Here is a 12,155-nt window from a genome sequence, read left to right as displayed (position 1 = left end):
CGCAACTCCCCTCTCAGTCTACTCGCTGATTGTGCGTGCTCTTGGTTTGCTTGGCTCTTGCTCTTACATTGCAAGCGAACTCAAAGAGGCCGAGATGCAGAAGCACCCCCGATATCATGCACATAAATCGACTCCCAAAGTGCTAGAAGCTGTCGGTATTTCTGTGGAGCGTGTGCTGCAGCGGTGCGGGTTGCCTTCGGATCTTTTCGAGATTGACCACCGGGGGCTGACTGCAGAACAGTTTTTTCTGCTGTGGCAAGCCATCGCGGATGAAGCAAACGATCCTGAGATCGCGATCACGATGGCAAGAACCATGGCGCAAGGACCTTTCATCCCGGCGGTTTTCGCTTTTTCATGCTCTCCGAATATCGCTGTTGGGCTGGAAAGGTTGTCCGTTTTCAAGCCGTTGGTGGCTCCAGTTAGGCTTGCGGTTATAGAGAGTGATCGCCATGTGGCGATGGAACTTCACGTGATAGACCCCAAGTTGAAGATACCAGAATGCATGGCTGCTTTTGAAATGGTGTATTTTCTGGAGCTGTGTAGAACATTTACTGACGTGGATCTTTTGCCCGTTGAAGTTGGCGTGCCAGAGCTGATCGAGCACCAGGATGTCTATGATCGGTATTTTGGGCGCAGCGCAGTATTGTGCCGTGTACCCCGGTTGACCCTTACAAAAGAAGATGCCCACCGTCCTTTGGTTTCGGAAAACCGCCAGCTGTGGGCAGGCTTTCGACGGGAATTGCAACGCCAGTTGGCAGAGCAGAACCGAAATACATCCATGTCTGTGCGTGTGAGGAACGCTCTTTTGGAGCTGCTGCCAGCCGGCCAAGCATCCGTAGATGCGGTATGCGCGCGACTTGTGACAAGCCGTCGCAGCCTTCAGCGATACCTGAGTTCCGAGGGAATGACTTTTCAGTCGATCTTGGACAAAACGCGTTCCGACTTGTCAATTCATTACTTGGGGCAAGCTGGGATGAGTGTCGAAGAAATCGCTTATTTACTTGGTTATCGCGACCCCAATTCCTTCTATCGCGCGTTCCAAAATTGGACAGGGCAGACACCTTCGCAGGTGCGCGGATCGCTCAAATCGGAACTGGCGTAGACCTTTACATCACTCGACTATGACGGCGCAAAGGTGAGTCACAGATGTGGGATTTGACCCATGTCAATGTTCTGTTGTGATAGGGTTGGGAAAAGACAGAACTAACTCTATTCCCAACATACGAGTGATTCCGTGAGCAAAAGTCCCGCACCTTCTCTCTACGCGGCACGAGAGCCAATCTTCCCCAAGCGCGTAAACGGCGCTTTCCGAAACATGAAATGGATCATTATGGCGGTGACGCTAGGGATCTATTATCTGACCCCCTGGTTGCGCTGGGATCGAGGGCCGAGCCTGCCTGATCAGGCGGTTCTGATCGATATGGCAAACCGTCGTTTCTTCTTCTTTATGATCGAAATTTGGCCTCACGAATTCTACTTCGTTGCCGGTTTGCTGATCATGGCCGGCTTGGGGCTGTTTCTGTTCACGTCAGCTTTGGGGCGTGTCTGGTGCGGCTATGCCTGTCCACAAACCGTATGGACGGATCTGTTTATTCTCGTGGAGCGATGGATCGAAGGGGATCGGAATGCGCGTTTGCGTTTGCATCGCCAGAAGAAACTTGATTTTCGTAAGGTGCGGCTGCGTATTACGAAATGGATTTCATGGCTCTTGATTGCGATGGCCACCGGAGGCGCGTGGGTGTTTTACTTCGCCGATGCCCCCACTCTGGCGATCAATCTTGTTACGGGCGCGGCGCACCCAGTTGCCTACACAACAATTGCCATCTTGACGTTCACCACTTTCTTGTTTGGTGGTTTCGCGCGAGAGCAGATCTGTATCTATGCCTGTCCTTGGCCGAGAATTCAGGCGGCGATGATGGACGAGGATACTTTGACAATTGGCTATCGCGATTGGCGCGGTGAACCTCGTGGGAAAGTCCAGAAAGGCAAAGAGAGCGAAACGGGTGACTGTATCAACTGTATGGCTTGTGTGAATGTCTGCCCGATGGGGATCGATATTCGTGATGGGCAACAGATGGAGTGCATCACTTGCGGCCTGTGTATTGATGCCTGTGACGACATCATGGAAAAAATCGGGAAGCCCCGCGGGCTGATCGACTATCTGGCTCTGTCTGACGAAGAGCGCGAACGCTCTGGCGAGCCACCGCGCAGTGTCTGGAAACATGCATTCCGACCGCGAACCATCATGTACACTACGCTTTGGTCTTTGGTGGGTATCGGTCTTGTTGTGGCGCTGTTCCTGCGGTCAGATATTGAGGCAACTGTCGCGCCGGTGCGGAACCCGACATATGTCACGTTGTCTGATGGCTCTATTCGCAATACCTATGAGGTGCGTTTGCGCAACAAACATGGGGATGACCGGATGTTCAGAATATCCCTGAAAGGCGACCCCGCTTTGCGTGTGCAGATTGAGGGCACGCCTTACGAAGCGGTGCCGGTGCCTGCAGACCAAATGCGTAATCAGCGCGTGTATGTGATTGCGCCGGCTGGCTCACTCCCGGCTGACAGTGAGACAACTCCGTTCCGTTTCTGGTTTGAAGATACAAGCAACGGTGACCGAGTATACAAAGACACGATCTTCAACGGAAAGGCCCAATGATGGCGGACGAACGCGCGGAGAAAAAGTTCACAGGACTTCATTTTCTCCTGATCTTTGTGGGAGCCTTTGGGGTGATCATCGCCGTGAACCTGGCTTTGGCGTGGAATGCCGTTGCGACCTTTCCCGGACTGGAGGTTAAGAACTCCTACGTTGCCAGCCAACAGTTCGATGAGCGTCGTGATGCACAAGAAGCGCTTGGCTGGGATGTCTCAGCGCGTGCCGCCGGAGGGTTGCTGATCCTATCAATCAAAGATGGCGACGGTAAGTCCATTCAGGTGAGCAATCTTGAGGCCGTGCTTGGACGTGCCACCCATGTCAAAGATGACCGGGAACCAGAGTTTCAGTTCGATGGGAAAGCCTATGTCGCACGCGAAGAGCTTGCGCCCGGGAACTGGAATATCCGGATGAAGGCAACCGCGCTTGATGGCACCGCATTTGAACAGCGTGTTGTGCTTCATATTGATGAGGGTTGATCCGTGACAGCTGCATTGCGCCCGGGGCTTTCTGCCTGTCCAGCCTGTGACGCCGCTCCTGCGGCAGAGGCGCTGGTGGAAAATGCCTTGCAACAAGAAGATGCGCGTATCGCACTTTCGGTGCCCGGCGTGCATTGCGCCGCTTGTATTGCAACGGTGGAAGGCGCGTTGGCCGCGCACCCCGGGGTGACCTCTGCACGGGTTAATCTGACGCTCAAGCGGGCTTCTGTTGAAGCGGAGGCTGGGGTTTCCGCTGAGGAGCTCGCGAAAACGCTGGAAAAAATCGGCTATGAAGCCCATGAACTGGATGCTGGTACGCTAAGCGCCACTGAGGCAGACAAGGCCGGACGTGATCTGCTGATGCGTCTCGCGGTTGCTGGGTTTGCCTCCATGAATGTGATGTTGCTCTCTGTTTCCGTGTGGTCGGGTGCAGAAACTGCGACACGGGATATGTTTCACTGGATTTCGGCCGCCATCGCACTGCCGACCATTGTTTTTTCAGGCAAACCGTTTTTCACGCATGCTTGGAGTGCGTTGAAGCACCGGCGTCTGAACATGGATGTGCCGATCGTTTTGGCCATTCTTCTGGCTGTTGTGACGTCCCTTTGGGAAACCTCTTTGTCAGGGGAACACGCCTATTTTGACGCGGCTCTGACCTTGGTGTTTTTCCTGCTGGCTGGGCGCTATCTGGATCACCGCACGCGCGCGGTTGCGCGTTCTGCTGCTGAGGAACTGGCCGCACTTGAAGTGCCGCGGGCGATTCGGATTGTGGATGGCGTCGAGGAGACGGTTGCTGTCAGGGATCTGAAGGTAGGCGATGTGATTCAGGTGCGGCCGGGCGGGCGCATGCCTGTTGATGGTGAGATCATGGAGGGGCAATCCGAATTGGATCGCTCCCTTCTGACAGGGGAGACAGTTCCTGTCTTTGCGCAGCCGGGTCAACATGTCAGTGCGGGGGAAGTCAACCTGACGGGTCCCCTTCTGATCCGCGCCAGCGCGGTTGGGGAGCAGACCAGCCTGCATCGTATGGCAGATCTGGTGGCCGTGGCTGAGGCGGGCCGTTCCAACTACACCTCTCTGGCGGATAAGGCCGCCAAACTCTATGCGCCCGGCGTCCACATCCTATCAGCATTGAGCTTTCTTGGATGGTACCTCTACACCTTTGATGTGCGCACCGCGCTTAACATAGCGGCAGCGGTTCTGATTATCACGTGCCCCTGTGCTTTGGGGTTGGCGGTGCCTGCTGTGACCACGGCTGCGTCTGGGCGCTTGTTTCGCAAAGGCATGCTCATCAAACATAGCACCGCGCTGGAGCGTATGGCGCAGGTCGATACAGTGGTGTTTGACAAAACGGGCACTTTGACTGCAGGCACGCCGGAGCTCACCAATTTGGAAGAGTTCTCCAACGAACAGTTAAGCATCGCCTTGGCGCTTGCTCTGGGCTCGGCACATCCGCTCAGCATGGCTTTGAGCAAAGCGGCGCAAGCGGCAGGGATCCGCCCTGCTCGGGTGAGCGACATTGAGGAAGTTCCGGGGTATGGCACACAGGGGCGCGTGGACGGGCAGCTTGTACGCCTTGGACGTGCCAGTTGGGTCGGCGCACAGGCCGGTGATCGGACAGCGGCATATTTGGCTGTGGGGGATCAATCTGCGCTTGGGTTTCTCTTTGCTGATGCGTTGCGCGATGGCGCAGAGGAGGCCGTTAAGGTGCTTCAGCAGTCGGGTAAGGAGGTCGTGTTGATTTCCGGTGATACAGCGGGTGCGGTTGAGACGCTTGCGCTGCGCTTGGGGATCAAACGCTGGGTTGCGGAGGCGCTGCCAGCAGATAAGGCCAGACGTGTACAGGCATTCACCCAAGAAGGCCGTCATGTTCTGATGGTTGGGGATGGTCTCAACGATACGGCAGCTTTGGCGGCGGCTCATGTCTCCATATCGCCAGCTTCCGCTTTGGATGCAGCACGCGTGGCTTCCGACATTGTTCTGCTCGGCGGCGACCTGTCCCCGATTCCAACCGCAATTGACACCGCGCAGAGTGCCACACGCCGTATTCGGGAGAATTTCCGCATTGCCACTGTGTACAATGTGATCGCGGTGCCTTTGGCTGTCGCCGGGTTGGCAACTCCTCTCATCGCTGCCTTGGCGATGTCTTTGTCGTCTATTACAGTATCGCTGAACGCGCTCCGACTAAGGTAATACAATGCAGGTTCTTTCCTACTTGATCCCTATTTCACTCCTGTTGGGCGGCGTTGGCCTGTTGGCATTTCTCTATACTGTGCGGTCCAATCAATATGATGACCCGGAAGGGGATGCGCAGCGTATTTTGTCAGGGCAATATGACGATCGGCCCAAGCAATAGGCGCGATGGGATTACACATAGCAAAACGCCTTCCCTGTTGTCGCAGTGGAAGGCGTTTTGATTTTAGCGTGTTCTCAAGGCGGTCAGCTCGGCCCGAGCGTGTAGCAGGTGATTTGGCGCGCCTGCAGGCGACGGCAGGCAAGATCCGCAGTGTCTTTGGACAGACCTAAGAAGTTCGCTTCAAAGCCGCGTGAGTTTTTCTCTACTTTGCGCAAGCTGCCATCCAGTGTCGCCATCTCCGCCAGAGCCGTTTTCAGCAACATCTTTTCGGCGGCATAGCGGCTGTTGTAGCGGCCAACATTGATGCCCCAATGGCGTCCACCGGCGGTGGAAATTCGGGTGACAACTTTGGGCTCGGGCGGCGGTGTCGGCTCTTCTTTGAGGCTGGCGAGCGTGATGCTACCATCTTCCTGAGCTTGCAACAGAGCGGATTGGATATCGTGCTCAATCACCGTGGCACTTGCGACCAATGTGGTATCCGCTGTGGCTGCATCAGCAACCACGGGTGCCTGTTGCTCGGTCGCTTGTGTTGGGCGCAGAACCGGACGTAGAGACTTTTTGACGGCAGTCGCAACGCGGATTGTTTTACCCGCAGGTTTGACTGTGCCCTGATAATTCGGGACATCGGGTTTGCGCAGGGCCACACGGCTTGCAGATCGGGTGAAACCCATATCAAGAAGCTCGGCCACGCGGGCGTTGCGTGTCGCGGTTGAGCGCCCGCCAAAGACCGTTGCGATCACACGTTTGTTGCCACGTTCTGCGGAGGCCACGAGGTTGAACCCTGCGGCACGGGTGTAGCCGGTTTTGATTCCGTCGGCTCCTCTGTAGGCAGCCAGAAGACGACGGTTTGTATTGTTGACTGTCTTGATGCCCGCACTTGTGGAGCGGCGGGAGAAGAGATTGTAGTAATCCGGATAATCATAGAGCACGTGACGCCCCAGCGTTGTCATGTCGCGCGCTGTGGACATATGCCCGCTTTCCGTCAGGCCATGTGCGTTTTTGAACGTCGTGTTGGACATGCCAAGGGCCTTTGCCGTGCGGTTCATTCGGCGGGCAAAAGCGGCCTCCGATCCTTCCAGCGCTTCGCCAATGGCGGTGGCCGCATCATTGGCGGATTTTACAGCTGCGGCGCGGATAAGATAACGGAGGGCAATTCGCTGTCCTGCGACCAACCCGAGTTTAGAGGGGGGCTCAGCTGCGGCATTCTTGGAAATCTTAACTTTGGTATCGAGACTGATTTCACCGTTCTCGACAGCTTCAAAGGCGATGTAGAGTGTCATCATTTTTGTCAGCGAAGCTGGGTGTAGTCGCGTATCCGCATTGCGACTGTGCAGCACTTTGCCGTTGCGTGCGTCAATGACCATCGCCGCATAGGGCGCTGCAAAAGACACCACAGGTGCCAATGCAACACAGAACGCAAGCGTCATGAAAAATAGCCCGAATCGGGCCGGCTGTTTGCGCCGAGCCTTCACTTGAACTGCCCTTATATCTGCCTCTGGCCGCCGATTTTTCGGTCTAACCTTTATTATTGGGAGGACGCTAGCACAGGCACTCAAACGAATAAAGTCTCTGTTTCCAGAGTGTCGTCCGCTGTGATCACCTTCGTGAGAGGATCTTGTGGACTTGTTTGCAATAGCCACAAGACTTGTTCTCATCGGGTAAGATCAGAGATTTTCGATATGTGACAAAACATCGGACAGTGATGAAAGAGCCACAAAGCGTGCATGATTTTTTGGCATTTCTGCTTGCTCTAAGGCCCATGCAGGGCCATTGGGAACATGTACAGCCCAGCTGCCCACGCTCAGCGCTGGTAGGATGTCAGACCGCAGCGAGTCGCCGATCATCATGGCGTGTTGTGGGCCATCTGCATGTTGGGTGAACGTGCGCTCATAGATTGCCGGGGTTTTGTGGCTGACAATTTCCACCCAATCGAAAAATTCCCCAAGACCAGACTGCGCCAACTTGCGTTCCTGATCCAGAAGGTCACCCTTGGTAATCAATAGGAGTCTGTGAGATTTGGATAGCGTTTCCACAACGTCACCGGCGCCTGGCAGAAGGTCGATCGGATGGGCCAGCATATCACGCCCGCAGGCCATCAGTTCCGAGATTACCGAGGCAGGCACCGTTTCTTCTGTGACCTCAATTGCGGTTTCGATCATGGACAACACAAAACCTTTAACCCCAAAGCCGTAGTGACCCACGTTGCGGCGCTCTGCCTCCAGAAGGCGCTCGTGCAAATGATCCGGTTCGGTGTAGTCTGCCAATAGGTCCGCGAAATGTGCCTGCGTGAGGCGAAAAAACCGTTCTGTATGCCACAACGTATCATCTGCATCAAAAGCCACGGTGGTGAGGGAAACTGACATGAAAAACTTCCGATTGTTGCAGACCTCTTTTCTAATTCCATCTTCAGGCTATATAAACAGCAAACCACAGACCGGATTCTTGTGAATATGCCTTTTGGAAACGTACAAATGACGATGGGTGATGACGACGGCGGAGACGTTGGCGTCGCGCTGGAAACACGTGTGCGCACCAAAAAGCCACCTTTGTACAAGGTGTTGCTTCTGAATGACGACTATACTCCGATGGAGTTTGTCGTGCATGTGCTGGAGCGTTTTTTCGGCATGACCCACGCTCAGGCGTTTGAAATCATGCTTACGGTGCACAAGAAAGGTGTGGCCGTTGTTGGCGTGTTCAGCCATGAAATTGCGGAAACCAAAGTCACGCAGGTGATGGATTTGGCGCAACGTCACCAACATCCATTGCAATGCACCATGGAGAAGGAGTGATTGGCGTAGGCCGATCTCCGAAGAGCGATGTCTCACAATAGATTGTCTTTGGCCGTTGAAGAGCACGGCCTGTCCCTTCCTGAGGAGGGCCGCTTGGCCGTTTTCGCCCCACGCGTTGGTTATGATCTCAGCTTGCTGCCGCGTGAGAGATGCGATGTCATCCAACCGTTCAAACCTGATTTTGATGCTTTTGAGGCGGCGGGCTATGCCGCTAAGGTTGCCGAAGAGACTGGCGCATATTCCGCCGCTATTGTGGTTGTCCCGCGGGCCAAGGCGCAGGCGCGCGATCTGATTGCCCGTGCGGCGCAGGTTGCTGATATTGTCATTGTCGATGGCCAGAAGACGGATGGTGTCGACAGTCTCTACAAAGAATGCCGTAAGCGAGGCGAGGTGCTTGGGAGCTTTGCCAAGGCGCATGGCCGCCTGTTCTGGTTTTCTGGGGGGGACTTTGAGGAGTGGCGCGCGGGGCCTGCGCGCCAGATTGATGAGGGCTTTGAAACTCGCCCCGGTGTCTTCAGTGCCGATGGCATTGATCCGGCGTCTCAGCTTTTGATTGCAAGTCTGCCGAATAAACTTGGGCGTGTTGTGGCGGATCTTGGCGCTGGTTGGGGTTTTCTGTCACGCCATGTGACCGCGCGTGATGGTGTTGAGGTGATGCATTTGGTGGAGGCGGATCACGTTGCTCTTGAATGTGCCCGGGCCAATGTGAAAGACGCACGGGCCCAGTTTCATTGGTCTGATGCGACCAACTTTAAACCTGGCCACCGGGTGGATACGGTTGTGATGAACCCACCGTTTCACACCGGACGCAAGGCGGAACCCGATCTTGGAAAAGCCTTTATTTTGGCCGCTGCCAAGATGTTGGCACCCTCGGGCCAACTCTTTATGGTGGCGAACCGGCATTTGCCTTATGAAGCTACGCTGAGAGAGGCGTTTCAGCAGGTCGAAGAAGTTGCTGGTGACACACGCTTCAAAGTTTTGCAGGCGCAACGACCAAGCCGCACACGTGGGTGAAACAGACTGTGTTTGACAGTTGTGACAGCGTTATGGGGATCGTGAATGTCATTTTCTATTTCAGGTAAGACGGCCATCATCACGGGGTCAGCCAATGGTATCGGCCTTGCTGTCGGGCGGCATTTCTTGGAACATGGTGCGAATGTCATGTTTGCTGATTTGGATGAGAAAAGCCTGTGTTCTGAGTTTGGGGAACGACCAGAAGAAGGCAATGTGCGGTATTTCGCGGGGGATCTGCGCGAAAAGTTAACGATCAACAATTTGATTTCGGCGACGATTGATGCCTTCGATCAGGTGGATATCCTGATCAACGGCTGTCGTCAGGTGACGACCAGCGATCCGTTGGATCCGGACGATGAATCCGTTGAGCTGATGTTGCAGCAGAACCTGATGACATCGCTCAAGTTAAGCCAGATCGTGGCCAAGCGGATGATCAAACAGGCCGAGGGCAAAGAAGAGGGCAGTGCGGGTACGATTGTGAACCTCTCTTCCATTGCTGCCCAACGCTCTCAGCCGGACTTGCTTGGCTATTCCGTTGCGACGGCCGCGTTGGATCAGATGACGCGCGCTTTGGCTGTGGCTCTGGCGCCTGAACGTATCCGCGTGAATGCGGTGGCGATTGGATCCGTGATGTCCGCAAGCTTGCAAACCGCGCTGAAAGACAATCGCGATTGCCGTAATGAAATCGAGCAACACACGCCACTGGGGCGTATTGCGGCGCCGGGTGAATTGGCGGACGCGATACAGTTTTTGTCCTCAGAGGCTTCGGGTTTCATGACAGGGCAGATCGTGACCGTTGACGGTGGTCGCTCACTGCTGGACACGGTCAGCACGCCGGCACATTAGAACAAAGCTTGCTTTGCAAGACCCGGCGAAGAACGGAGGAGGGGCGGATGAGCGCATCCATGGAAACGGAAAAGCAAACAGCCAGCACGTGGTTTCGCACATTACGTGATGAGATTGTTGCGGCTTTTGAAGGGCTTGAGGATAACCACTCGGAAGGTCCCTTTGCGGATCAGGCCGCAGGCCGGTTCGAAGTCACAGAAACGAAACGCGCCGGTGCAGATGGGGAGGATGCGGGCGGCGGCCTTATGTCCGTGATGCGCGGCGGGCGTGTTTTTGAAAAAGTTGGCGTGAATGTCTCCACGGTTTATGGCCAGTTGGGAGAGCGGGCGCAGATGGCCATGGCGGCGCGCAAAGGGCTGCCAGGCATGAAAGATGACCCTCGGTTCTGGGCGTCAGGCATCAGTCTGGTGGCGCATCTGCAGAACCCGCATTGTCCGGCAGTTCACATGAACACGCGCATGTTCTGGACCCCACATGGCTGGTGGTTCGGTGGCGGGTCCGACCTTAACCCCTGTCTTGAGTATGATGAGGACACAGAGCATTTCCACGCGGTTCAGAAGGCGCATTGCGACAAGCATGACGAGGCGGAGTATCCACGCCTAAAGGCTTGGGCGGATGAATATTTTTATATTCCGCATCGCAATCGTGCGCGTGGCGTGGGCGGGATTTTCCTTGATGATCATAACAGCGGTGACTGGGCGGCGGATTTCGCCTTCATCCAAGACATCGGACGGGCCTTTTTGCCTGCGTTCCTGCCGCTGATTGAAAAGCGCCGGGGGCAATCATTTGGGGATGCAGAGAAAGAGGCGCAACTGGTGCATCGTGGCCTCTATGCGGAATACAATTTGGTCTATGATCGGGGGACGAAATTTGGGCTGGAAACCGGGCATGACGCCAATGCGGTTTTGATGAGCCTGCCGCCACTTGCAAAGTGGATCTGATAGAAAAAGCGCCGGAGAGATCCGGCGCTTTTTCGATTTCAACATGTCGATCCGCGCTTAGCCACGCCAGTCAAAGAAACCGGCACCACCACGTGCAAGAAGCTGGTCTGCCATGATTTTTCCCAGCTCTGCGCCGTCTTCAATTGGGGCCGTTTGATCATCGCTGAGGCTTTCTGAGCCGTCAGGGCGCAGCACCTCGCCACGCAGGCGGAGCGTGCTGCCATCGAGTTCCGCCAGGGCCGCAATGGGGGTTTCGCAAGACCCATCGAGTGCGGCCAAGAAAGACCGTTCCGCAGCGAGACGTTGGCCGGTTGGCGTATCGTGAATCGCCTCCAACATTGTTGCGGTGTTCAGATCATCGGCGCGGCGTTCAATGCCAATCGCCCCTTGAGCGACAGCGGGTAGCATTTCTTCGGGTGCGATTGCGCTTGTGGCGACATGGGCCATGTCCAGACGGTTCAGGCCGGCCATGGCGAGGAAGGTGCAATCCGCGACATTATCCGAGAGCTTCTTCAAGCGGGTTTGAACGTTGCCGCGAAACTCCACCACGTTGAGATCTTTGCGATAATTCAAAAGCTGCGCACGGCGACGCAGGCTTGAAGTGCCAACGGTTGCCCCCGCAGGCAGATCGGCCAGTGAGGCGTGATTTGGCGAGACAAAGGCATCGCGCGTGTCTTCACGCGGCAGATAGGTGTCAAGCAGCAAGCCTTGGGGTTGCAAGACCGGCATGTCCTTCATGGAATGCACAGCGATGTCGATGCGACCTGCGCTGAGGGCTTCTTCAATTTCCTTTGTAAACAGGCCTTTGCCGCCGAGTTCTTTCAGAGGTTTGTCTTTTGCGATCAACTGAGCGTTATCGCCGGATGTGGTGATCACCACGATCTCGAAAGCCTCTTCTGCGAGGTAAAAGGCGGCCATCAACCTGCGCCGGGTTTCGTAGGCCTGCGCCAAAGCGAGCGGAGAGCCGCGGGTGCCGATTTTCAGCGTTGAGTCGGGGGTGGGCAAAGTCACTGTCATAGGCGCTTGGATAGCTGTGACAGGGTGTCCTGACAAGCGCCGTGGTCTTGACATCTTGCC

At 55.5% G+C, this 12,155-nt stretch carries 12 protein-coding genes; 9 read left to right on the top strand and 3 right to left on the bottom strand.

Going from position 1 to position 12,155, the window contains the following annotated elements; genetic code table 11:
• Positions 1-94: 94 nt before the first annotated feature.
• From J7382_RS15025 to ccoS, 5 genes are all read left to right on the top strand, one after another.
• Positions 95-1,102, top strand: coding sequence for an AraC family transcriptional regulator (locus J7382_RS15025; RefSeq protein ID WP_209069848.1), 1,008 nt, complete (start codon positions 95-97; stop codon positions 1,100-1,102).
• 132 nt (positions 1,103-1,234) lie between these two features.
• On the top strand, positions 1,235-2,659 hold the full coding sequence (ccoG, locus tag J7382_RS15020; RefSeq protein WP_348540038.1) for a cytochrome c oxidase accessory protein CcoG: 1,425 nt from the start codon (positions 1,235-1,237) through the stop codon (positions 2,657-2,659).
• Positions 2,659-3,132 carry a FixH family protein gene (locus J7382_RS15015; protein ID WP_209069935.1) on the top strand — a complete coding sequence of 158 codons (474 nt, stop codon included), beginning with the start codon at positions 2,659-2,661 and terminating at the stop codon, positions 3,130-3,132. Before ccoG ends, J7382_RS15015 begins: the two co-directional genes overlap by 1 nt.
• A gap of 3 nt (positions 3,133-3,135) precedes the next feature.
• Positions 3,136-5,325: a heavy metal translocating P-type ATPase gene (locus J7382_RS15010; RefSeq protein WP_209069847.1), complete on the top strand. Its 2,190-nt coding sequence runs from the start codon at positions 3,136-3,138 to the stop codon at positions 5,323-5,325.
• 4 nt (positions 5,326-5,329) lie between these two features.
• Complete coding sequence (gene ccoS, locus J7382_RS15005) at positions 5,330-5,488, top strand: cbb3-type cytochrome oxidase assembly protein CcoS (protein WP_058239597.1); 159 nt, start codon at positions 5,330-5,332, stop codon at positions 5,486-5,488.
• Positions 5,489-5,571: 83 nt separating this feature from the next.
• On the opposite strand, the gene J7382_RS15000 is transcribed toward ccoS, so the two are convergent.
• Complete coding sequence (locus J7382_RS15000; RefSeq protein WP_209069846.1) at positions 5,572-6,915, bottom strand: D-alanyl-D-alanine carboxypeptidase family protein; 1,344 nt, start codon at positions 6,913-6,915, stop codon at positions 5,572-5,574.
• Positions 6,916-7,152: 237 nt separating this feature from the next.
• Positions 7,153-7,851: an HAD family hydrolase gene (locus J7382_RS14995; RefSeq protein ID WP_209069845.1), complete on the bottom strand. Its 699-nt coding sequence runs from the start codon at positions 7,849-7,851 to the stop codon at positions 7,153-7,155.
• Between the two features lie 108 nt (positions 7,852-7,959).
• Here J7382_RS14995 and clpS point away from each other — a divergent pair, with 108 nt between their 5' ends.
• The 4 genes from clpS to hemF are packed head-to-tail and all read left to right on the top strand — an operon-like array spanning position 7,960 to position 11,078.
• The gene (gene clpS / locus J7382_RS14990; protein WP_223229228.1) at positions 7,960-8,277 is read left to right on the top strand and encodes an ATP-dependent Clp protease adapter ClpS; all 318 of its coding nucleotides are present in this window, start codon (positions 7,960-7,962) and stop codon (positions 8,275-8,277) included.
• A 27-nt stretch (positions 8,278-8,304) separates the two neighbouring features.
• Positions 8,305-9,291, top strand: coding sequence for a class I SAM-dependent methyltransferase (locus tag J7382_RS14985; RefSeq protein ID WP_209069844.1), 987 nt, complete (start codon positions 8,305-8,307; stop codon positions 9,289-9,291).
• Between the two features lie 45 nt (positions 9,292-9,336).
• Positions 9,337-10,137: an SDR family oxidoreductase gene (locus J7382_RS14980; RefSeq protein ID WP_058239592.1), complete on the top strand. Its 801-nt coding sequence runs from the start codon at positions 9,337-9,339 to the stop codon at positions 10,135-10,137.
• A 47-nt stretch (positions 10,138-10,184) separates the two neighbouring features.
• A complete protein-coding gene (hemF, locus tag J7382_RS14975) occupies positions 10,185-11,078 on the top strand; it encodes an oxygen-dependent coproporphyrinogen oxidase (RefSeq protein WP_209069843.1) in 894 nt (297 codons plus the stop codon).
• Positions 11,079-11,135: 57 nt separating this feature from the next.
• Here hemF and hemC read toward each other — a convergent pair whose 3' ends face one another.
• On the bottom strand, positions 11,136-12,095 hold the full coding sequence (gene hemC / locus J7382_RS14970; protein WP_209069842.1) for a hydroxymethylbilane synthase: 960 nt from the start codon (positions 12,093-12,095) through the stop codon (positions 11,136-11,138).
• Between the last annotated feature and the right edge of the window lie 60 nt (positions 12,096-12,155).

Source organism: Shimia sp. R11_0, from assembly GCF_017744035.1.
Taxonomy (GTDB): domain Bacteria; phylum Pseudomonadota; class Alphaproteobacteria; order Rhodobacterales; family Rhodobacteraceae; genus Shimia; species Shimia marina.
Note: the sequence above shows the minus strand (reverse complement) of the source record. Positions and strands in the feature narration are given on the sequence as shown.

What these genes read in the sequence shown, in the direction of transcription:
- J7382_RS15025 (WP_209069848.1), top strand. Translation starts at nt 95, where the DNA reads ATGCAGAAGCACCCCCGATATCATGCACATAAATCGACTCCCAAAGTG.
- J7382_RS15015 (WP_209069935.1), top strand. Translation starts at nt 2,659, where the DNA reads ATGGCGGACGAACGCGCGGAGAAAAAGTTCACAGGACTTCATTTTCTC.
- ccoS (WP_058239597.1), top strand. Translation starts at nt 5,330, where the DNA reads ATGCAGGTTCTTTCCTACTTGATCCCTATTTCACTCCTGTTGGGCGGC.
- J7382_RS15000 (WP_209069846.1), bottom strand. Translation starts at nt 6,915, where the DNA reads ATGACGCTTGCGTTCTGTGTTGCATTGGCACCTGTGGTGTCTTTTGCA.
- J7382_RS14995 (WP_209069845.1), bottom strand. Translation starts at nt 7,851, where the DNA reads ATGTCAGTTTCCCTCACCACCGTGGCTTTTGATGCAGATGATACGTTG.
- clpS (WP_223229228.1), top strand. Translation starts at nt 7,960, where the DNA reads ATGACGATGGGTGATGACGACGGCGGAGACGTTGGCGTCGCGCTGGAA.
- J7382_RS14985 (WP_209069844.1), top strand. Translation starts at nt 8,305, where the DNA reads ATGTCTCACAATAGATTGTCTTTGGCCGTTGAAGAGCACGGCCTGTCC.
- J7382_RS14980 (WP_058239592.1), top strand. Translation starts at nt 9,337, where the DNA reads ATGTCATTTTCTATTTCAGGTAAGACGGCCATCATCACGGGGTCAGCC.
- hemF (WP_209069843.1), top strand. Translation starts at nt 10,185, where the DNA reads ATGAGCGCATCCATGGAAACGGAAAAGCAAACAGCCAGCACGTGGTTT.
- hemC (WP_209069842.1), bottom strand. Translation starts at nt 12,095, where the DNA reads ATGACAGTGACTTTGCCCACCCCCGACTCAACGCTGAAAATCGGCACC.